The 20207-nt window shown below is 68.9% G+C and carries 18 protein-coding genes; 6 read left to right on the top strand and 12 right to left on the bottom strand.

Going from position 1 to position 20207, the window contains the following annotated elements; genetic code table 11:
- The 6 genes from E0H73_RS29935 to E0H73_RS29910 form a co-directional block, all read right to left on the bottom strand.
- The gene (locus E0H73_RS29935; RefSeq protein WP_131361942.1) at window positions 1-1014 is read right to left on the bottom strand and encodes a helix-turn-helix transcriptional regulator; all 1014 of its coding nucleotides are present in this window, start codon (window positions 1012-1014) and stop codon (window positions 1-3) included.
- Window positions 1015-1023: 9 nt separating this feature from the next.
- Window positions 1024-5439 (bottom strand): S8 family serine peptidase, encoded by a 4416-nt coding sequence (locus E0H73_RS29930; RefSeq protein WP_131361941.1) that lies wholly within the window; start codon window positions 5437-5439, stop codon window positions 1024-1026.
- A 142-nt stretch (window positions 5440-5581) separates the two neighbouring features.
- Complete coding sequence (locus E0H73_RS29925) at window positions 5582-5875, bottom strand: hypothetical protein (RefSeq protein WP_131361940.1); 294 nt, start codon at window positions 5873-5875, stop codon at window positions 5582-5584.
- 67 nt (window positions 5876-5942) lie between these two features.
- The gene (locus E0H73_RS29920; protein WP_131361939.1) at window positions 5943-6809 is read right to left on the bottom strand and encodes an SDR family oxidoreductase; all 867 of its coding nucleotides are present in this window, start codon (window positions 6807-6809) and stop codon (window positions 5943-5945) included.
- 105 nt (window positions 6810-6914) lie between these two features.
- Complete coding sequence (locus E0H73_RS29915) at window positions 6915-7370, bottom strand: MarR family winged helix-turn-helix transcriptional regulator (RefSeq protein ID WP_131361938.1); 456 nt, start codon at window positions 7368-7370, stop codon at window positions 6915-6917.
- A 47-nt stretch (window positions 7371-7417) separates the two neighbouring features.
- On the bottom strand, window positions 7418-8266 hold the full coding sequence (locus E0H73_RS29910) for an alpha/beta fold hydrolase (RefSeq protein WP_131361937.1): 849 nt from the start codon (window positions 8264-8266) through the stop codon (window positions 7418-7420).
- Window positions 8267-8295: 29 nt separating this feature from the next.
- Between E0H73_RS29910 and E0H73_RS29905 the strand changes: the two genes are divergently transcribed.
- On the top strand, window positions 8296-8694 hold the full coding sequence (locus E0H73_RS29905) for a PPOX class F420-dependent oxidoreductase (protein WP_131361936.1): 399 nt from the start codon (window positions 8296-8298) through the stop codon (window positions 8692-8694).
- Between the two features lie 3 nt (window positions 8695-8697).
- Here E0H73_RS29905 and E0H73_RS29900 read toward each other — a convergent pair whose 3' ends face one another.
- On the bottom strand, window positions 8698-9660 hold the full coding sequence (locus tag E0H73_RS29900; RefSeq protein WP_131361935.1) for a winged helix-turn-helix transcriptional regulator: 963 nt from the start codon (window positions 9658-9660) through the stop codon (window positions 8698-8700).
- Between the two features lie 110 nt (window positions 9661-9770).
- Here E0H73_RS29900 and E0H73_RS29895 point away from each other — a divergent pair, with 110 nt between their 5' ends.
- On the top strand, window positions 9771-12767 hold the full coding sequence (locus E0H73_RS29895; RefSeq protein WP_131361934.1) for a putative Ig domain-containing protein: 2997 nt from the start codon (window positions 9771-9773) through the stop codon (window positions 12765-12767).
- Here E0H73_RS29895 and E0H73_RS29890 read toward each other — a convergent pair.
- A complete protein-coding gene (locus tag E0H73_RS29890; RefSeq protein ID WP_131361933.1) occupies window positions 12751-13185 on the bottom strand; it encodes a hypothetical protein in 435 nt (144 codons plus the stop codon). The genes E0H73_RS29895 and E0H73_RS29890 overlap by 17 nt on opposite strands.
- A 7-nt stretch (window positions 13186-13192) precedes the next feature.
- Window positions 13193-14617, bottom strand: a complete 1425-nt coding sequence (locus E0H73_RS29885) for an MFS transporter (RefSeq protein ID WP_131361932.1) — start codon at window positions 14615-14617, stop codon at window positions 13193-13195.
- Window positions 14618-14673: 56 nt separating this feature from the next.
- On the opposite strand from E0H73_RS29885, the gene E0H73_RS29880 reads away from it, so the two are divergent.
- The 3 genes from E0H73_RS29880 (at window position 14674) to E0H73_RS29870 (ending at window position 17442) form a co-directional block, all read left to right on the top strand.
- A complete protein-coding gene (locus E0H73_RS29880) occupies window positions 14674-15351 on the top strand; it encodes a TetR/AcrR family transcriptional regulator (protein ID WP_131361931.1) in 678 nt (225 codons plus the stop codon).
- Between the two features lie 61 nt (window positions 15352-15412).
- A complete protein-coding gene (locus E0H73_RS29875) occupies window positions 15413-16765 on the top strand; it encodes a glycoside hydrolase family 32 protein (protein ID WP_272949160.1) in 1353 nt (450 codons plus the stop codon).
- A gap of 29 nt (window positions 16766-16794) precedes the next feature.
- Window positions 16795-17442: an HAD family hydrolase gene (locus E0H73_RS29870; protein ID WP_238164370.1), complete on the top strand. Its 648-nt coding sequence runs from the start codon at window positions 16795-16797 to the stop codon at window positions 17440-17442.
- A gap of 8 nt (window positions 17443-17450) precedes the next feature.
- On the opposite strand, the gene E0H73_RS29865 is transcribed toward E0H73_RS29870, so the two are convergent.
- Window positions 17451-17945 (bottom strand): DinB family protein, encoded by a 495-nt coding sequence (locus tag E0H73_RS29865; RefSeq protein WP_131361928.1) that lies wholly within the window; start codon window positions 17943-17945, stop codon window positions 17451-17453.
- 33 nt (window positions 17946-17978) lie between these two features.
- Here E0H73_RS29865 and E0H73_RS29860 point away from each other — a divergent pair, with 33 nt between their 5' ends.
- A complete protein-coding gene (locus E0H73_RS29860; protein WP_238164369.1) occupies window positions 17979-18983 on the top strand; it encodes a hydroxyacid dehydrogenase in 1005 nt (334 codons plus the stop codon).
- Here E0H73_RS29860 and E0H73_RS29855 read toward each other — a convergent pair.
- Complete coding sequence (locus E0H73_RS29855; RefSeq protein ID WP_131361927.1) at window positions 18980-19504, bottom strand: AAA family ATPase; 525 nt, start codon at window positions 19502-19504, stop codon at window positions 18980-18982. The genes E0H73_RS29860 and E0H73_RS29855 overlap by 4 nt on opposite strands.
- Window positions 19501-20073 carry a gamma subclass chorismate mutase AroQ gene (aroQ, locus tag E0H73_RS29850; RefSeq protein WP_165555878.1) on the bottom strand — a complete coding sequence of 191 codons (573 nt, stop codon included), beginning with the start codon at window positions 20071-20073 and terminating at the stop codon, window positions 19501-19503. The genes E0H73_RS29855 and aroQ overlap by 4 nt, the downstream gene beginning before the upstream one ends.
- Between the last annotated feature and the right edge of the window lie 134 nt (window positions 20074-20207).

Below are 20207 nucleotides of genomic sequence, written 5' to 3'. Positions count from 1 at the left end.
TCACAACCAGCCCGCGCGGGCGGCGTACAGCCCGGCCTGGAACCTCGTATCGGCGCCCAAGGCCGACATCAGCGTGGCGATCCGCCGCCTGGTGGTGCGATGGCTCCAGCCGAGGTGGTGCGCGATGGCCTCGTCCTTCAGGCCGCCGGCCAACAGGGCCAGAACCCTCCGGTCGTTCTCGCTCGGTTCGGCGACGCCGTCCGGCTCGGCCGAGCGCAGCGACCCGGTCGCGGTCAGCGGCGTGGCCCCCGCCCAGAGCTGGTCGAAGACGAAGAGCAGGACGTCGAGCAGACTGCACGGATGCACCACGATCGCGCCGGCGATGTCCCGCTGCGCGATCGACTGCGGGATGAAGGCCACCTTCCGATCGAAGGTGGCCAGCTTCAACGGCAGCTCGGAGGCGACCCGGGCCTGCTCGCCGGCGGCGACGTACCGCAGGATCGCGGTCACCGCGTTCGGCGACTGTTCCAGCGCGGCCCGGGCGTAGATCGCCCGGCAGGTCACCCCTCGGGCCAGGACCTCGAACTCCGCGTCGTTCGTGATCGGCCCCGCGTCACCGGCGTACGGCGGGGTGTCGAGAACCTGCACCTCTTCCACCGCCCCGCGCTGCAGCTGATCGAAGCGGCTGAGGACCGTGTCGGCGCCGGTGACCACCTCGATCAGCTCGGTCGGCGCGGCGTTGCCGCCGGAGCGGAACTCCGGGACCCAGGACGCGGCCAGCGCCCGGATCCGCTCCAGCTCCGACTCCTGCCGGCGGACCAGCGGCTCGATCGCCGCATCGGGTGCCACCGGCAACAATCGGGGCGTGGGCAGCGGTGACCGGCTGACCAGACCCGACTGCTCGAGCACGGTCACCGCGCGACGCACCCGGCCGGCCGGCGAACCCATCCGGTCCGCCAGCCCGGTCACCGTCAGCCCCGGTGAGCGCAGCAGGATCCGGTAGGCGCGTTCCTCGAACGCCCCGACGCCGAGGATGGCCAGGTTCGCCGCCGCGTCCGTCCATGGTGATTGCACGTCCGGCGCCTACCCGCCCGGCAGGACCGAGCACGGTCCTGCCTTGGCCAGCCGGAGGTCTCCGGTGGCCGTCTGCTTCGGCCGCACCCTGACGACCTCCGACGCCGGCAGCCAGCCGGGCGCTGTCGCACTCACGTGGAGGTGTTCATCCGCCTTCAGCCAGTACGAGTACCGTCCCTCGTCATCCGCGACGAGGTGCACCGCGGACTGTCCGGTGCCGATCGCCACAACTGCTCGTGGCAAGGCGGACGTCTGACCGGTGCACCGATCCTTGCCGGTGACTGTGCCGGTGATCCGGCCCCAGCTGGGCGGCGCGACCGCGTCCATGGTCACGGTCAGCGGTGCGTTCCGAAACGGCGTGTCCTCCATCAGCAGCAGCCGAGCGCTCACCTCGCGCGGCTGACTCGTCGCAGGCGTTCCGGCGTCGAGCGTGACCCGGATCCGCGTCGACTGCCCCGGTGCGAGAGTGCCGGCCGGCTTGTCGGCCTTCAGCCACGGCACGTCCCGGCCACCGGACGCGCATTGGTCGTTGCCGGCTAGCTGCTCGACGTAGGGCTTGGCGCCCAGAATGCCTTCTGCTCCGCCCACCTTGAAGAATCCGCACGCACCGGCCACCCGGGTCACCGCGAACTGGGAGTTCGGCAACGACCTCCAGGTGTCCGAGGCCGGGCTGTAGGCGAAGCCCAGGTTGCTTCGGTAGCCCGCCACCGTCCCACCCGAGAGCAGCAGTTCACCGTTGGCCGCGGAGTACGCGGCACCCCAGACCGATGTGGGCAGGTCGTTCAGGCGCAGCCAGCGGTCGGTCGCCGGGTTGTAGCTGTACGCCGTCCGGAGCGGATGATCGGCATCGTCGTCCAGACCTCCGGCGCAGTAGATGCGCGCACCGATGGCGCCACAGTGCTGCCAGGACACCGGCTCCGGATAGTCGGCCGCTCGCGTCCAACGCTTCGAGGCCGGGTCGTAGACCATCACACTTCGGCTTGCGTGCACGTCGTCGGTGTTCGTGCGCCCACCGATGACGTAGAGCTTGCCGCCCAGGACCGCCGATGCGGCTGCGGCCGTGCCGATCGGGGCGTCCGGTCCGGACGACCACTTGTCGGTGGCGGGGTCGTAGATCGTCAGCCCGGTGGCCGGCGCACCTCCGCGCGGCCAGCCGCCGACGACGTACAGCTTGTCGCCGACGAACCCACCGGAAGCCCGCTCCAGCGGATTGGTGGTCCGTGCGATCTCCTGCCAGGTCTTGGTCTTCAGGTCGTAGACGTAGTTGCGTTGTTCGGTGTTGTTCTGGTCGGCGACGCCGCCGACCTTGTACAGCTTCCCGTCGTGGTACGCGGCCAGGGCATCGAAGTCACCCACCGGGAGATCGCTCTCCTGTTGCCAGGGCGCGATCTTCGCACCCGTCGTCCGGGACACCGCCGCTCCGGTGGCCGACGACAACGGGCCGCCGTCGTCCAGGCTCAGGTACCGCCGCTCCGGAACAGTGGAGACGGCTGCCGCCTTGGTCTCCGGCTTGTCCTCGAACGGCGTCAGCTCGTACGTCGCCCGACCGGTGCCGACGTTCTTCACAGTCAGCTCGATCGTCCGCCGATCCCCGATCCGCACCGATTGGGTCAGATCGTTCGCGGTTACCGTCAGTTCGGCCAGGCCGAGCGCGAAGTCGGCCCGGGTCACCGTGTCCGGTCGTACGTCGACAGTCCGCGTCCTGGCCTCGTACTGCCCGGCGTCGTACTGCGCACTGAACCGCTGCCGACCGGCCGGTGCGAACATCCAGTAGAAGCCGTCACCGAGGTTCGGATCAGCCGGCGTCGGTCCTGCGGTCGCTAAGTCGGCGGGCCGGGAGAGACTCTGCACGGTCGCATCGTCGACCGCCCGGCCGAACCTGTCATCCGTCACGTTGCCGAGGACGAGACCGCCCGCGACCGGAGCGCACTTGGTCGTCCCGATCACCACGTCGTCGATCTGCAGCCACCCGTTGCCGGCGACCTCGGTGCTGTAGCGAAACCGGGCCCGGACCTTGTCGTGCCCGGCGGCCGCGGGGATCGGCACCTCGATCGGCCGCGGGCCGCGCAGGCTCCCGTTCTGGTGCCACACATTGGTCCAGGTCGCCCCGTCGTCGACGGACAGGTCGACCTCGACCGCGGCCCAACTGCCGAGGACGTCCGTCCGGAACGCGATCACCGGATGGTCCTGCGCGCTCAGGTCGACGCCGGGCGAGATCAGCCGCGAGTCCTCCAGCCGCTTCCCCGAGCCGCTGTCGATGCTCGCGAAGGCACCGGATCCGCCGGTCAGGTTCGTGTTCTGTCCCGGGTCGTCGAACTCCCAGCCGTCGCCGATGACCGTCTCCTGCGTCCAGCCGGCCGGGATCGACGTACCGTCGAAGGATTCGCCGAGGCCCTGGTGTTCGCTGTGGTAGCCGGGCGCCGTACAGGGCGCCGCGATCACAGGTACGGCGAAGTCCACCGACTGATCGCCCTGGACGACGACCTTGCGGGTCATCAACTGGTAGCCGGCCGGATCCGGATCCAGCTCGATCCGGTACGTCGATCCGACCGGCAACCGGACACTGTACGAACCGTCCACCGGTGAGGTGTGGATCGGCGCGAGCGGCGTGCCGGCGACCGTCAGGGTGGCGTACAGCGGCCAGCCGTGGCCGGAGCCGTCGGTCACCCTGCCGCGAACCGTTGCCATCGGCACCTGGGTGAGCGAGACATCGCGCACCGCCCGCTGGTCCTTCGTCACCACGACATCGTCCGCGGTCGCGTTCTCGAACCCGAAGGCCGAGACCGCGAGGTGGTACGTCCCGGTGCTCACCCGGATCTCGAAGGTGCCGTCGGCCGCGGTCGTCGTCCGCCGCTCGTACGCCGCGGCGGTGGCGGCCACCGTCGCGTCGGCCACGGGCTTCCCGGCGCTGTCCGTGATCCGTCCGGCCAGCGTGCCGGTGTCGCCACGCGGCGACGCCGTGACCGCGGCCAGCGCGTTCAGGCGGCCCTCTCCGAAGGTGTTGTTCCGCTGGACAGTGCCGCCGCAGGACAGGTCGCCGGTGTCCGTCGCGGTCTGGTTCAGCAGCTCACGCGTGCCGTCGATGTCACCGATCAGGGACGGCGCCGCCGACCACATCAGAACGACCGTGCCCGAGACGTGCGGCGAGGCCATCGACGTACCGTTGCCGGTGCCGAAGGCGCCACCCGGAACCGACGAACCGACGGCGACACCAGGGGCGGCGATGTCCGGCTTGACCCGGCCGGACCCACCCGGTCCACGACCGGAGAAGTCGGCGATCGCATCGGTCTCGTCGTACGCGCCGACCGCGTACGTCGATCCGCCGTCGGCCGGCGAGCCGGTGGTGTCACAGCCGGCCCGGCCGTCGTTGCCGTTCGAGAAGACCGCGAAGATGCCGGACGCGTTCCACGCCGCGATCACGTCGTCGTAGAACGGGTCCTCGACGCCGCGGTTGTCGTCTCCCCACGAGTTGTTGAGGACGTTCGGCCGCAGGTCGGCTCGCGGGTTGGCGCCGGACAGGTCGGTCGGGGCGAGCATCCACTGGCCGGAGGCGAGCAGCCCGCTCAGAGAGCACCCTCGCTCCTCGTCCTCGCAGCCCTTCGCGGCAATCCACCGCGCGGCCGGCGCGACGCCGATCTTCCCGCGCGGTCCGTCCCCGCCGACCATCGTGCCCATCGTGTGAGTGCCGTGCCAGATGTTGTCGCAGGGTACGGCCGAGGGGCAGACCTGGGACGGATCGAACCAGTTGTAGTTGTGGTCGAAGACCCCCTGGCCGACCGTGCCGCGGTAGGAGTCCACCAGCGCCGGGTGATCGAACTGGACGCCGGTGTCGATGCTGCCGACGACGATGCCCTGGCCACGATCGTCCAGTTCCGACCAGACCTTGTCCGCCTGGATGTCCGCCAGGCCCCACTCGACCGCGGCCGCCCTCGCCGCCTTCGTCTCGGCGGCCGGCGCCGGTTCGGTCAGTTCGTACGTCGGAGCCTCCTGCACTCCCACGACCTCGGGCCGTACTGCGAGCGACTGCGCCAGCGCCGCGGATCCACCCCTGACCAAGATGGCGTCGGTGATCCAGAACGGAGTGTAGTCGTTGCCAGCGGCATCGAGCGCTGCACGGGCCTCGCGCTGTCCCGTTGCGGCCGCCTGTTGCAGCTGCTGGACGACGTACTCGCCACGCTGCTTCCAGTCCTTGATCGTGGCCGCCTTGCTCAGATCGGCACGATCGGCGAACCGGACCATGAAGTCGCTCGCCTTCCCGGCGACCAGGCCGGCCCGCAGACTGGACGACACCTTGTCCTGCCAGGGCACCGGAGGTGGTGCGGCTGCCGCCGTCCCGGCCGGCAACATCAGCAGCCCGGCCAGCATGGCCAGGACGACGCCGAACACGGTTCGGCGTCGTCCGGATCCAGAGACCACAGGGTGCATGCGGAACCCTCCCCAGGATGGTGCGCCCCGGAATCCTCACCGTCCCGGCACGACGTCCAGCAGTTTTGCCAGCGCGGCGTGAGGGTGTCCAGCATGCTCGGTGGCCGAATCTGGCCACGGCCAGAACTGGCCGGGCGGCCGGCTACGAATTCCAGCGACGGACGGCGATCGAGGTCAGCACGGCGGTCGGCAGGGAGATCAGCACCGCCCACGCCAACCGGTTCACCTGGCCGGTCTCGCAGTTCTCGATCGCGGTCGGATCGGACTCACCGCGATAGGGATAGCCCGTCCGCAGCACCGACTTGCATTCGGTCCGCGGCCCACCGCCGAGACTGGGCACGGTGTTCCCGCTACCGGAGTCGGGTGCGCCGAGCAGCAACCACAGAACGGTAGCCAGGCCGGCCAACGACAGGACCCACACAATCGCTCGCTTCATGGCAACGACCCTAGGTGAGACCAGCGGTCAACTCGCAGTCCGTCCCTTTGCCTGCGGCAACCAGTGCTCACGACCGGGCGGCGATGGCACGCAGACCGTCGACCAGCGAGATGGTGGGCCGGCCGATCAGCTTGTGCAACTCACCGGTCGCGTCCGCTGACACGCCGTTGGAGACGTCCCTGTCCAGCTGGACAAGGAAACTGACGGTCTGCTCGTCGACACCGTTGGCTCGCAACGCCTCAGCGTGCTCCTCTGAAGACAGGTCCTGATAGACAACAGGCTTGCCACTCACCTCTGCGATCGCGGCCGCCAGCTCCGGATAGGTCCACGCCGTGTCGCCGGCCAGCTCGTACGCCGCATTGTCGTGGCCGTCGGTGGTCAGCACGACCGCGGTCGCCTCGGCGTAGTCGAGGTGATCGGCGCTGGCCACCCGGCCCTCATGCACGCTGCCGATCATCACGCCGGTCTCCGGCGCCGAGGTCAGGAACGGGACGTAGTTCTCGTGGTACGAGTTCATCCGCAGCATCGTGTAGGTCAGGCCGGACTCGCGGATCAACTGCTCGGTGGCCTTGTGCTCGGTCACGATGAACGTCGGGCTGGTGTCGGCGTGGGCCGCGCTCGTGTAGACGATCCGGGAGACACCGGCCTGCTGGGCCGCACGGATCACGTTCTCGTGCTGGATCATCCGCTTGCCGAACTCGTTCCCCGAGACCAGCAGCGCAACGTCGACACCGTCGAGGGCGGCGTCGACCGCCGCACGGTCGTCGTGGTCGGCGATCCGGACCTGGACTCTCTTCGCCTCCAGTGCGGCCGCCTTGGCCGGGTTCCTGGCGATGGCGACGATGCGCTCGGCCGGGACGCGGGCGAGCAGTTGATCAATGATCAGAGTGCCGAGCGCGCCGGTCGCGCCGGTGACAGCAATGAGATCGGACATGATGGGTTTTCCTCACGTGACGGCCGATGCCTGGACGCATCGAACTTGTTCGTAGTACGAACCATATTAGTTCGTACTACGAACTGCAACCCATCGTCCAGAAATTCAGGCTTGCTCCATGAAGACCACCGGGACCTCGTTGTCCAGCACGACGCGGCCGAGCAGGCAGGCGAGCGTCTCGCGCTCCGCGGCGCTCAGACCGTCCGGCAACCGGTCGATCCGGCGGCAGGTCTCGGCGTAGAACTCCTCCGCGACGTCCTGTCCGCGCGGGGTGAGCGCGACGCGGACGGCCCTGGTGTCACGTGGATCCGGCTCGCGGCGTACCAGGCCGTTGCGCACGGTGCGGTCGACGAGGCCGGTCATGCTGGACTTGGCCAGGCCGAGCATCGTGCCCAGCTCCCCCATCCCGTACGGCTGGGCCATCAGGACGCAGAGCAGTTGCCCCTGCTGCGGGGTGAGGCCGCGTTCACGACTCGCCTCGGCGTACACCGCATTCACCAGGAACGCCGACCGGACGAGTCCGGCCACCACTCCGATCTTGCCGTCCTCATTCTTCGCCACGCTGCCAAGATAGCATTCGCGCCCACAGCAGTTCGTGGCGCGAACCATCACTGGCGCAGCAGATCCTGGAGGATCTGATTGATCTGATCGGGGCGCTCGAGCGGAGGCAGGTGACCGGTGTCGGCGAGGTCGATACGTCGTGCGCCAGGGATTCGATCACTGATCAGATCCGAGACAGCCTGGACCCACGGCGGGTCTTCCAAGCCGTTGATCACGACGGTCGGCACCTGGATCTCAGCCAGCCGCTCAACCGGCGGAGGGTCGAGGGTCAGCTCTGTGATCACCGGGCCACGCCAGCTCCGCTCGAACACACCCCGCAGCATCGTCAGCGCCAACTCCCACACCTGCGGGTCGACAGCGGACGACGGCCGCTTCGGCCCGGCCACGATGAACTCGGCCTGCGCCCGAGCCATCGCGTCGACCTCGGCAGGATCGACGTACTCGTTCCGTCCACCGCGATACCTGGCGAGGCGCTCAGCCGGGACCGACGAGCGGACATGAGCTTTCACATACTCATTCATCTCCTCCGGCCACACATGACCGGACAGCCCCGAACAGATCAACGCCAGCCCCGTGACGCGCGACGGTTCAGCCAGCGCGACCTCGAGCGAATACGACCCACCCATCGACGAGCCGACCAGGGTCGCCTCCTCCACATCCAACGCGTCCATCAGCCCGAGCAGATCCCTGTACGGCGCGAACGAGCCCTCAGCCTCACCGGATTCGCCATAACCACGCCAGTCGTACGTGATCACCCGATGGGTGGCCGAAAACCGCTCCACCTGGTGCTTCCACATCCGCCGATCCGCGATCCCGGCATGCGAGAACACCACAGCCGGCCCACGCCCCACCTGGTCGTACACGATCCGAACCCCACCAACCTCAACCGCCTTCATTGCACCGATTCTGTCCTTAGGGTGGGGCCATGGAACTGAACGAGATCGCGCAGGCGTTGATCGATGGGGACAATCCGGCGGTGCTGGCCACGACGAACGCGGATGGGAGTCCGCAGACGTCGGTGGTGTGGGTCGGGCGGGATGGTGACGACGTACTGATCTCGACCGGACAAGGCCGCAAGAAGGACCGGAACGTGCGGCGGGATCCGCGGGTGAGCGTGATCGTCATCGACAAGGACGAGCCGCTGCGGTACGTCGAGATCCGCGGCACCGCGGCCGTTTCGGCCGACGTCGACCGCGAACTCGCCCAGCGACTCGCCGAGAAGTACCAGGGCGAAGGCGCCGGCAAGGCGTTCGCCGATCTGCCGCCGGAAATGATCCGGATCGTCATCCGCATCACCGCGGAGAAGGTGCACGTCCGCAACTGAGGGTCAGTGCCAGCCGTTGCGGCCGGCTTGCAAACCGGCCTGGAACCGGCTGGTGGCGCCGAGCTGATCCTGGACCTGGGAGATCCGCCGCCGTAGGGTCCGCCCACTGACGCCCAACTGCCGCGCGATCGCCTCGTCCTTCATCCCGCTCGCGAGCAGGTTGATCAGGGTCGTGACCGGATCAGCTCCGGCGGACTCCGTCAGCCGCAACGGCGTGGCCTGTCCCCACAACTGGTCGAACAGGACCTGGAGTGCGCTCGTCAGCGCCGAATCGGTGACCACCACCGCCCGCGCCTGGCCCGGCCGCGACGGTCCGTCGCCGGCGAGCGGCAGGATCGCAGTCGTCCCGTCCACGATCAGCAGCTTCACCGGCACCTGCGGAAGCACCCTGGACTGCTCACCCCGCTCGGCCATCGACCTCAACCGGGCGACCCAGCCGGGATGGTCCAACACCTCGGCCGCATAGATCGCGCGGAACTTCACACCACGCTCCAGCAACGCCAGCTCCGCACTGGACACCTGATGGCTACCGTCCGCGACGTACGGCGGGGTGTCGGTGCCGACCGCCTGCACGGTTGCCCCACGCAACATGTCGTCGATGCGCGCCTCGATCGCGTCCCGCCCGACGGCGATCTCGATCAGGCGGCTCGGCTCCGCCTGCAACTGCCCGGCGCTGAACTCGCGCGCCAACTGGTCGGTCATCGCCGCCACGCCGTCCAGCGCCGCCCGGCGTTCCCGGACGAGCATGCCGAGCCCGGACCGAGGATCGACCGGCGCCGGCGCTGCCTCTGAGCCGCTGCGCACCAGCCCCGCCTCGGCCAGCCGGGCGACAGCCTCCTCGACAGTTGCCGGCGGCAGCTCCAGAGACTCCCCTAGTTGCCGCACCGGGACGCCCGGATCTCGCAGCAACTGCCGATACACCTGTGCGTCGAACGCGGACAGCCCCACCGCTTCCCAATCGGCCACAGGCCGAGCCTACGTTGGCCGGTTTGGGCAGATGGCCGGATCCGGCGCCCTGGCGGCCGAGTCAAGGCTTAGCGTGTCGCAGGAAACTGTCGTCGTCCGAGGAGTGAACAGTGCGTCTGCCTGCCGGTCGTTCCGCGATCGCCCTGATCGGGGCACTTGTCACTGCACTTCTCCTCGGGATCGGAGCGACCGCGCAAGCAGCCGTGACCGAGGAAGGGACCGAGCCGGCGTTCGCGCCCCAGGCGATCGTGTGGCCGACCCCGACCGACGGCTACCTGCTCGGCGGCGTCGACTGCGGTACGGCGACCTGCCCGGCCGAGGTGCAGGCCACCCATGACGGCGGCAAGACCTGGACCACAGTGGGACATACCCACAACGAGCTGGCCCGCAGCGGCGAGCCCGGCATCACCAGCCTGCAGTTCCTGGACCGCAAGAACGGGTGGGCCTACGACCCGTACCTCGAGAACACCAAGGACGGCGGCCGGACCTGGACCAAGGTCGCCGTACCCGGCGGCGACGCGAGAGTGGTTCAGTTCCTCGCCTCGGCCGACGGGACGTACGTCGTCACCAGCGGCTGCCCGATCGGTAGCGGTGTCTGCGACGACCGGCCGCTCAACGTCTGGCGGGCGCCGGCCGGGAAGACGACCGGCTGGCAGCGGATCGACGTACCGGTAGCGGCGGGTGACCACACCTGGCTCGCGGCGAACGGCTCCACGGTCTACCTGCTGGCTTCTGCCGGCGCCGGGGTGGCCGGACGGCTGACCACCCTGCGGCAGGGCAAGGTCCGAGCGACCGGCCCGGCCACCTGCGCGGACCAGGACGAGGCGACGATCACCGGCTTCACCGCCAACGGAGCCGACCGCGTCTTCGTGCTGTGCATGGCGTACTACGGCCAGGGCCACTCGGTGAAGACGCTGATGTCCTCCGGTGACGGTGGCAGGACCTTCCGGTACGACGAACTTCCCGGTGACCGTGGCCTGGCCGACGAGCTCACCGTCGCGCCCGACGGCGCCGTGATGGTGCCGACTCTCACCGCCAGTCAGGTGTACAACCGCCCGGCCCTGTCGAAGTCATGGCGACTCGACACCACCTGGCTCGAGAACGGCGGTGAGGTCCTGCACAGTCTGGTCTTCCAGAACCCGACCACCGCCTGGATGATCGAGGCGCAGGCGATCTACGGCCAGCAGTCTCGGCTCTGGGTGACCCGCGACGCCGGACAGACGTGGGAGCTGGCCTCGGCGCCCGCAGCGAAGACTGTGACCAGCAAGGATGTGCAGGAGGCGCCGAAGGTCGAAGCCAACTGCGACCGGAAGGTGGAGCCGGGGAGCTTCAGGTGCTTCGCGCAACGACGTACGGACCTCGGCTTCCGTTCGCGCTCGGCGACCGAGACGCCGGCCGGCTACAGTCCCGGCGACCTCCAGTCGGCGTACCGCTTGCCGACGAACGCCGGTCAGGGGCAGCGGGTCTACATCGTCGACGCGTACGACAGCCCGACGGCGGAATCCGACCTCGCTGTCTACCGGCAGCAGTACGGGCTGCCGCCCTGCACGACCGCGAACGGTTGCTTCCAGAAGCTCAACCAGGACGGCCGACCGAGCCCGCTGCCGGCACCGTCGCGCTCGTGGGCCGGTGAGATCTCGCTCGACCTCGACATGGTGTCCGCGGTCTGCCCGCAGTGCGCGATCACACTGATCGAGGCGAACTCGCCGACCGACGACCTGCTGGCCGGGGTCCGGACCGCCGGGCAGCTCGGCGCGAAGTTCGTCTCACTGAGCTGGGGCGGATCCGAGACCGGCAACCTCGCAGACCTCGACCGGGAGTACTTCCGTCCGCACGGCGTCGTGTACGCGGCCTCGACCGGGGACAGCGACTACGAGGCAGGTACGTCGTACCCCGCGAGCTCGGCGTCGACCACAGCAGTCGGCGGTACGACGCTGGTCAAGGACGACTCGCCCCGCGGCTGGAGCGAGACGGTGTGGAACAGCTTCCCCGGCGACGGCACCGGCTCGGGCTGCTCCGCCGAGGTGACCAAGCCCGCCTGGCAGTCCGTCATCCCGGCGGCGGTCTGCCCGAAGCGTGCGGTTGCGGACGTCTCCGCGATCGCCGACCCGTCGAACGGCGTAGCGGTCTACCAGACCACCGGCGGCGAAGGCTGGGCCGTGTACGGCGGAACCAGCGCGGCTGCCCCGATCATCGCCGCGACGTACGCCCTCGCCGGCGACCCGGCACCCGCCTCGTCCCCGGCCAGCTACCCGTACGCCCGGACCGGCAATCTCAACGATGTCGTCAAAGGCAACAACGGCGAGTGCGCGCAAGCTCCGCTGTGTACTGCGCAGGCCGGCTGGGACGGCCCGACCGGCCTGGGTACACCGATCGGCACCCAGGCACTCACGTCACCGGCGAAGTCGAACCGGATCACGGTGAGCACACCGACTCAGCAGTTCAGCGCCGTCGGTGACCTCGTCCTGCTCCCGGTCCGGGCGACCGATTCCGGCCACCGGATGGTCCATTTCGCCGCGACGGATCTGCCGCCGGGCCTGCGCATCAACGCCACCACCGGCATCATCTACGGCCGTCCGACTCAGCCACAGACCCACTCGGTCACCGTGACCGCGACCGACTCGACCGGTGCCCACGGCAACACCGTGATCAACTGGGTGGTCAGCACCCGCGAGGGTTCGCGCGGCGTCTCCAACGGCGACCTCGAGTCCGGCCTCGGCGGCTGGTCGCAGACCGCGGACGTCCTCCGCGCGGATGGTCAGTACGCCGACGACGGTTTGGGCTACGCGTGGCTCGGCGGTTACGGAACCACCCACACCGACTCGCTGAGCCAGCGCATCACCGTCCCCCTCATCGGCCGGCCCAGCCTGCGGTTCGCGCTGCGGATCGACAGTAACGACATCTCGAACCACGACGTCCTCCGAGTGACCGTCGACGGCCATCCGGTCCGCACTTACACAGCTGCTCAGAGCGGTCCGAAGTACGTCGGTCAGTCCGTGGACCTCACGCCGTACCGCGGCCGGACCGTGACGCTGCAGTGGACCAGCACCGAGGATGACGCGGCCGCGACGAGCTTCCTGATCGATGGGATCAGCGTCTCGCGCTGACGAGTTGTCCCCAGGCGTCGCGGCCGAAGGACCAGACGAGTGACAGCAGGGCGATGGCAGGAAGGAGTGCGAGCCAACTGCCGGAAGTGACCGTGGCCAGCAGGACGCAGAGCACCAGGATGATCGCCTGACCGAGCCCGATCACTCGACGTACCTGACTGAACGGCAGCGGCGCTCGGAGTGCCGGCACAGCCACGGCCGCGACCAGGCGGGCCAGCGTCAGCGCGTTCGCGACACCGAAGGCGCGGTGACCCGGGCGGTTGCGCATCCAGCCGACCATCACGACCAGCGCGGCCGCCACGTAGCCGGCGAAGGCGGCGCCGGCCGGGACCGGCGCCGCGGCGATCATGCAACCGAAGGCGGTCGCGCCAGCCCCGACCGCCACGGGGCGGAGTACGACGAGTTCAGCAGTAGCCATCGACGATTTACGGTACGTCGTGCTCCAACGCGGTCGCCGTACTGGTCCGGCGCAAGACCGCCAGCAAGATGACAACGGCACCGACGAGGAGCGCGGCACAGAGGGTCAGACCCAGGCCATAACCAGCGTTGAGAGTCTCCGGCGTGACGATCGAGCCGGTGCGGTCGTGGGCAGCCGTGCCGAGTGCAGCCAGTCCGAGCGAGGCACCGATCTGACGCGAGCTGTTCAGCAGGCCGGACGCCGTACCCAGCTCCCCGGGATCGACGCCCACAGTCGCGGTCGAGACCAGCGGGGCGAGGCAGAGCCCGAAGCCGACACTCGCAATGATCGACGGACCTAGTACGTCGGTCAGGAACGAGCCGTCCGCGCTGATCTGTCCGAACCAGGCGAATCCGGCCGCGGTCAGCAACGCTCCGGCGACGAGTAGGTTCCGGGCGGCGAACCGGTAGCCGAGCTTGATGGCAAGCACTGAACCGACGACCACTCCCAGCGCGAAGGGCAAGAACATCGCCCCACTCGCGGCCGGTCCGTGTCCGAGCACCTGCTGGAGATACAGGGACATGAAGTAGAAGGACGAGGCCATCGCCGCGCCGACCAGCAGGTTGAAGGCATTCGCACCACTGACCGAGCGATGGGAGAACAGGCCGAGCCGGATCAGCGGCTCGCGACGAGTGGTCCGCTCGACCGCGATGAAACCGGCCAGCAGGACGACCGCAATCGCCAGCGTGGTCACAGTGGTCGGCGAGGTCCACGGGTGCCGATCGGTCCGGACGACACCGAAGACGAGCGTGACCATGCCCGCCGTCGCGAGCACACCACCGAGTACGTCGGGACGACCACCACGAGCGATTTGCTGCGCCGTCCTGACCCGCCAGGCCATGGCGAACGCGACGACCACCATCGGTACGTTGACGAACATCACCCAGCGCCAGCTGACGTACTGGGTCAGCAGGCCCCCGATCAGGACGCCGAACGCGCCACCGGCGGCGTTCATCGCACTCCAGATCCCGAACGCCTTGACCCGCGGCCTGCCGCTCGGGAACGTCGCGGTGAGCAGCGCGAGCGCGGACGGCGCCAGGGTCGCGGCACCGATGCCTTGCGCGGCGCGTGCGGCGATCAGTTGACCCGGCTCCTGCGCGAACCCACCGGCGAGGGAGGCGAGACCGAAGAGGGTGAGGCCGAACAGCAGGACGCGTTGCCGGCCGTAGCGGTCGGCGGCCTTGCCTCCCAGCAAGAGCAGTCCGCCGAAGGTGAGGGCGTAGGCGTGGATCACCCACGCCAGGTTGACGGCACTGAACCCGAGGCCGTCGGCGATCTGCGGAAGACCGACGTTCACGACCGACAGGTCCAGCGACACCATGAACTGCACGACAGCCACCGCGGCGAGCGTGAGCGCAGGCCGCGTCTGCGCGGTTGGCGACTTTAGGAACATGTTCCGAAAGTAGCACCGCGGCTCGGCGGTTGTCGATCTCATTGCATGATGGGTCGGTGCCTCGACCCACATTCGCGAACGGCCGGACCGGCCGGCCACCGGTCACGTCGCGCGCCCAGATCCTGGCCGCGGCCCGTCAGTTGATCGACCGGGACGGCTGGGAGAAGCTGACGGTCCGGCGGCTCGCCGCCGAGCTCGGGATCGGGCCGACAACCCTGTACCACCATGTGCGGGACAAGGAGGATCTCCTGCTTCTCCTGCTCAACGAGTACGTCGGCAAGGTTCCGCAGCCCGACCTGCCGAGCGATCCGGCCGAGCGCATCGTCGTCTCCGCCACGACGATGCACGACGTCCTCGCCGCCTGGCCGTGGGCCTTGGAGGTCCTCACGGTCGACGGCTTCCTCGGCCGTCTGGACGACTCGGCCCGGTGGATCGTCGAACTCGTCCTGGCCGCCGCCGTGGACGCGGGCTGCACACCCGAGCAAGCCGTCCACGTGTTCCGCAGCATCTGGTACTACACGGCCGGCGAGATCCTGGTCCGCGCCCACTCGGCCCACGTGCGAGGAGACGACGGCCAGCCCCTCGACCGCACGCTCCTGGCCAACCTGAACGCGACCCAACTGCCGCACCTCGCCAGCGTCGCGAACAAGTGGTCCGCTCTCGCCGCCGAGGACAACTACGAACCAGCACTCCGAGCCTTCGTCACGGGCCTCCTGGCCCAGGCGGGCCGATGACCGACTACCGTCGCGTGAGCATCGTCGTCCTCGCTAGTGTCCTGAGTCGGAAGGGTCGCCTGTGACCGAGTACCACGAGAGCAACCGTGGCCAGTTTCACTTCAGTCCCCGGCGTGGGTGGATGAACGACCCGAACGGGATGCTGCACTACCGCGGCACCTTCCACTTCTACTTCCAGCACGCGCCGAACAGCCTCGTCTGGGACACCATGCACTGGGGTCATGCGACCAGCCCCGACATGGTCCATTGGGAGCAGCAGCCGATCGCGCTCGATCCTGCCGTGCATCCGGGTGAGCTGTGGTCGGGCGGCGGCGTGGTCGACGTACGGAACACGTCCGGGCTGAAGGACGGGGACCACGATCCGATCGCGGTCTTCACCGGGACGCAGGGTGTCCGGATGTTCTACAGCCTCGACGGCGGCATGACGTTCACGGCGTACGACGACGGCCGGGTGATCGCGCAGCCGAGCGGTCACGAGAGCCGGGATCCGAAGGTCGTCTGGAATGAGCCGAGCCAGACCTGGGCGATGGTCGTGTGGTCCGACGACAACGGCAACGGCGCGGACTTCTTCGTCTCACCCGATCTGCGCACCTGGGAGCGGACCGACCGGTACGTCGCCGACTGGTTGTTCGAGTGCCCGGACTTCACGCCGATGATGCTGGACGGCGTCGTGACCTGGGTACTGCGTGACGGCCGCGGATCGTACGTCGTCGGCGACTTCGACGGGCGCGAGTTCCGGACGGAGTGGACGGAGCCGTGCACGATCACCGTGAACCCCGGCGGTGCGGGTGGTCACTACTACGCGGCTCAGTCGTTCGACAACCTGCCGGACGACCGGGTGGTGACGATGGCTTGGCAGGGCCTGAATCGTGGCTCGGTCTGGACCGGCAACGCGAGCTTCCCGGTGCAGCAGCGATTGGTCGCGACTCCGGACGGTCCTCGCGTGTTCAGTCTGCCGGTCGACGAGATCGCGTCGCTGCGCCGGTCGACGACGTCGTACGAGGCTCAACTCGTCACGCCCGGAGCCCCGCTCCTGACCGACGTGGACGCCACGAGTTACGAGCTCGAGGCAACCTTTGATCTGTCCGGTGCCGTGGATGGTTCGTTCGCCCTCCGGCTGCGGACCGGTGCCGACGGGTCGTCCGCGCGTGAGGTCATCTACGACGTCGGAGCCGGAACGCTGGACGGAGTGCCGCTGTCGCCGGCCGACGACGGCGCACTCGCCGTCCGTCTCCTGGTCGATCGCGGCCAGCTCGCGATCTTCGCCGCCGACGGCGCCTACTACGCCTGCTACAACGTCGACTTCGACACGACCTCGACGGGCAACGGGTTGCAGTTGACCACCACGGCTCCCTTGAAGCTGACGTCGCTCACCGTCCACCACCTGTCCTCCATCTGGCCCACCTCCGGGTGATGCCCGGCGGAGTACGTACAGTTGCGCGGGTGAGGATTTCGCATGTCGTGTGGGACTGGAACGGCACTCTGCTCGACGACAACAACGCCGTACTGGCCGCGGTCAACGCGGTCTGCGTCGAGTTCGGCCGGGCGGATCTGACCTGGCCCGAGTGGCAGGCGGTCTACGCACGGCCGATGCGGGTCTCGTACGAGCAGATCCTCCAGCGCGCTCTCGACGACGAGGAGTGGGCCCGCGTCGACAAGCTCTACCACGAGCGGTACGACGCTCTGTTGCACACGTGTGGCCTGGCGACGGGAGTCCCCGACGAGCTACGGCTGTGGGGCGAGAGCGGGCGGACCCAGTCCTTGCTGTCGATGTGGTTCCACGCACGGCTCACGCCGACGATCGACCAGTTCGGGCTGACGCAGTACTTCAGCCGGGTCGACGGCCTGGTCGGCGACGTCGGTGGCGGTTCGAAGGCCGAGAGCCTGATCCGCCATCTGGAGGCTCAGAGCCTGGACCCGGCAGACGTCGTCCTGATCGGCGATGTCGTCGACGACGCCAACGCCGCCGCAGCTGCCGGCACGCAGTGCATCCTCGTCACCACCGGCGCCATGACGCGCACGGCGTTGGAGACCACCGGCCTCCCGGTCACCAACTCCGTCACCGAAGCCCTGCGCCTGATCGAGTCCTGAGCGCCCTCTCAGAGCCCGACTGCGCCGTCGAGCTGCTCGCGGAGCAGGTCGGCGTGACCGTTGTGCCGCGCGTACTCCTCGAGCAGGTGCATCAGCACCCAGCGCAGTGAGACGGGACCCTCACCGGGCTCGTCTCCGATGACGTCGAGATCCGGCGCCGCCTCGACGAACTTGTTCGCGAAGTCGATCTCGGACCGCCACGCATCCCAAGCCTGATCGACCATCGCCGCATCGGCACCTGTGACGTCGAACGCGTCGGCGAACAGCGGCGGGGCTTCCTCACCTGCCATGACTCGGCGAAACCAGAACCGTTCACTCTCGGCGGCGTGCCGCACCAGCCCGAGCAGCGACAACCCCGAACGCCGTACCGCGTGCTCCGCCAGCTGCTCCGGCTGCAGATCGGCGCACTTGAGCTCGAGGGTCTCCCGATGCCACTGCAGGAACGCGAGCACCGTCTCACGTTCATCCGCACGCGGCGGACGTCTACTCCGCGAATTCACCACCCCCGGATCCTACGTGGTGGCTACTATCTGGCCATGCGTGATGGGGTTCGGATGTTGCTGGTGGCTACGCCGTCGTTCCGGTCGATGGTGTTCTCGGACGAGAGCGTCGCGCGGCTGGAGAAGCTCGGTGAGCTTGTGATGCTTGACGATCCCGGTGACGCCGAGGCGCTGGTGGACGCGTTGCCCGAGACCGACGTACTGATTCCGTCGTGGGGTGCGACGCCGCTGACTGCTGAGGTGCTTGCGCACGCGCCGCGGTTGCGGTTGATCGCGTACAGCGCGTCCTCGGTGAAGCACTTCGTCACGGACGAGGTGTTCCGGCGTGGCATCCGGCTGACGCAGGCCGGGCAGGCGATGGCGCGGCCGGTGGCCGAGGTCTCGCTGGCGTTCACGCTGATGATGCTGCACCGGATCCATCGGTTCGACCGCGCGATGCACAGTGGCGCGGCGTGGGTGGGCGCGATCGACACGCCTCCGCAGCATGGCATCACCGGCTCCCGGATCGGGGTCGTCGGCGCCTCCCGGACCGGCGTCGAGTACATCGCGATGGTCGTTGCCCTCGGCGCCGATGTCGTTGTCTACGACCCGTATCTGACCGAGGAGCGCGCGACAGAGCTCGGCGTACGGCGGATGGACCTGGACGAACTGCTGCGGACCAGCCGGGTGGTTGCTCTGCACGCGCCGACGCTGCCAGAGACGCGCCAGATGATCGGGACCCGCGAGCTGGCGCTGATGCCGGACGGCTCGGCGCTGGTCAACACCGCGCGCTCCTGGCTGGTCGACTCGGATGCGTTGCTCGCCGAACTGCGGACCGGCCGGATCGACGCGGCCCTCGACGTGTTCGACGAGGAACCGTTGCCGCTGGACAGCCCGCTCCGAGGACTTCCGAACGTCGTACTCACTCCACACCGGGCCGCCGGGACGGTCGAGTGCTACCTCGAGATGGGCACGATCGTGGCGTCCGAGATCGAGCGGTACGTCGCCGGATCGCCGCTGCAGTACGAGCTCACCGAAGCTGGTCTCGCCCGGATGGCCTAAGGCTTGTCCCAGCGCGCGAGTACCTCGTCGGCGACCTCGTCGATCGTGCGACCTCCGGTGCCGACCGAGTAGTCGCTGACGTCGTGAGCGGCGAGCTGGGCGGACAGCTCGACCGCGCGGGCCACCAACCTGGCGACGTCGGCGCCACCCTCTCGACCGCGGCCGAGGATCCGCTGCGCCAGCTCATCGTCCGGCGCCTCCAGCCGGCAGATGACCACCGCTCCGCCCGTGGCCACCTCCAACAGCTTCCGCTCGCCCTCGTCCTCCACAACCCCCGCGATGATCAGCCGACGACTGCCGGCGGCGCGGTAGTTCGACCACACCGCCGCCAGGTTCGTCGCCTTCAGCCGCGCTTGATGCGGATCGTCCGGCGGAGCGGGCCAGGCCGCACCCATCAGGTCGAGATCCACCAACGCCGGATCCTGCCCGAGATCGGTACACCGATCGAAGACCCGCCAGCCGACCATGCTCTTCCCGACCCCGGGCGGACCCGAGAGCACCAGAGCAGACACCAGGCTCATCCGCAGACCGTTGCGGTGCCGACGGCCAGAGCCTGCCGGTGGAGGCGGTCGAAGTGGTGCTTGGCCGCGCCAGTCGTCGTTGCTACCAGCAAGGAGACGTCGCAGGCCAGGCCGGTGTGCCGGAGGTGGTCGACGCGGACCAGCTCGGTCAGCAAACCCGTGGTCAGCTCGTCGAGCTCCTGACGTACGGCGTCCAGGTCCGGACCGCTGGTCGGAGTGGATGAGGGATCGGCGGCCCACTTGGCGAGCAGCCCGCGCTGCACGACCTTGCTGGCCTCGATCTGCGCCTGGAAGAAGGCGGCCGTCGAATCCGGGTCGATCCCCAGCTGTACGGCGGATGCCCGGACCGAATCGATGATCTGCTGCTCCCGGACCGGGTCCTCGACCGGCTTCCCACTGAAGTACTTCGACGCGGCCACCTCGTCGCCTACCTCGATCCGGCGGATGACCAGCTCGGTCAGGCCGTCGAGCCGCACCGGCGCCTTGTGAAGCACGGCCGTCTGCGTCGATCCCTGAGCCGGGACCGTTGCAGCCGGCGCAGCGACGGCCGACGTTCCGGCCTGAGTCACCCCAACCACCCCGGCCACGATTACACCGCTGATCACCCTGCGAAGCACGTCTCCACACCCTTTCCCCGAGCACGCCCACCCCGAATGGCGACGCGCCTCCTCGATGTCGCTCGCTGACGTTACCCGCGGCGGGG

It is taken from the genome of Kribbella pittospori (assembly GCF_004331465.1).
In the GTDB taxonomy this organism is placed as follows: Bacteria; Actinomycetota; Actinomycetes; order Propionibacteriales; family Kribbellaceae; genus Kribbella; species Kribbella pittospori.
This window is presented reverse-complemented; position numbering and strand designations above follow the sequence as displayed.

Bases quoted from the DNA above. Each gene is read 5' to 3' on its own strand.
- E0H73_RS29930 (WP_131361941.1), bottom strand. From the start codon at position 5,439: ATGCACCCTGTGGTCTCTGGATCCGGACGACGCCGAACCGTGTTCGGC.
- E0H73_RS29925 (WP_131361940.1), bottom strand. From the start codon at position 5,875: ATGAAGCGAGCGATTGTGTGGGTCCTGTCGTTGGCCGGCCTGGCTACC.
- E0H73_RS29920 (WP_131361939.1), bottom strand. From the start codon at position 6,809: ATGTCCGATCTCATTGCTGTCACCGGCGCGACCGGCGCGCTCGGCACT.
- E0H73_RS29910 (WP_131361937.1), bottom strand. From the start codon at position 8,266: ATGAAGGCGGTTGAGGTTGGTGGGGTTCGGATCGTGTACGACCAGGTG.
- E0H73_RS29905 (WP_131361936.1), top strand. From the start codon at position 8,296: ATGGAACTGAACGAGATCGCGCAGGCGTTGATCGATGGGGACAATCCG.
- E0H73_RS29890 (WP_131361933.1), bottom strand. From the start codon at position 13,185: ATGGCTACTGCTGAACTCGTCGTACTCCGCCCCGTGGCGGTCGGGGCT.
- E0H73_RS29885 (WP_131361932.1), bottom strand. From the start codon at position 14,617: ATGTTCCTAAAGTCGCCAACCGCGCAGACGCGGCCTGCGCTCACGCTC.
- E0H73_RS29860 (WP_238164369.1), top strand. From the start codon at position 17,979: ATGCGTGATGGGGTTCGGATGTTGCTGGTGGCTACGCCGTCGTTCCGG.
- E0H73_RS29855 (WP_131361927.1), bottom strand. From the start codon at position 19,504: ATGAGCCTGGTGTCTGCTCTGGTGCTCTCGGGTCCGCCCGGGGTCGGG.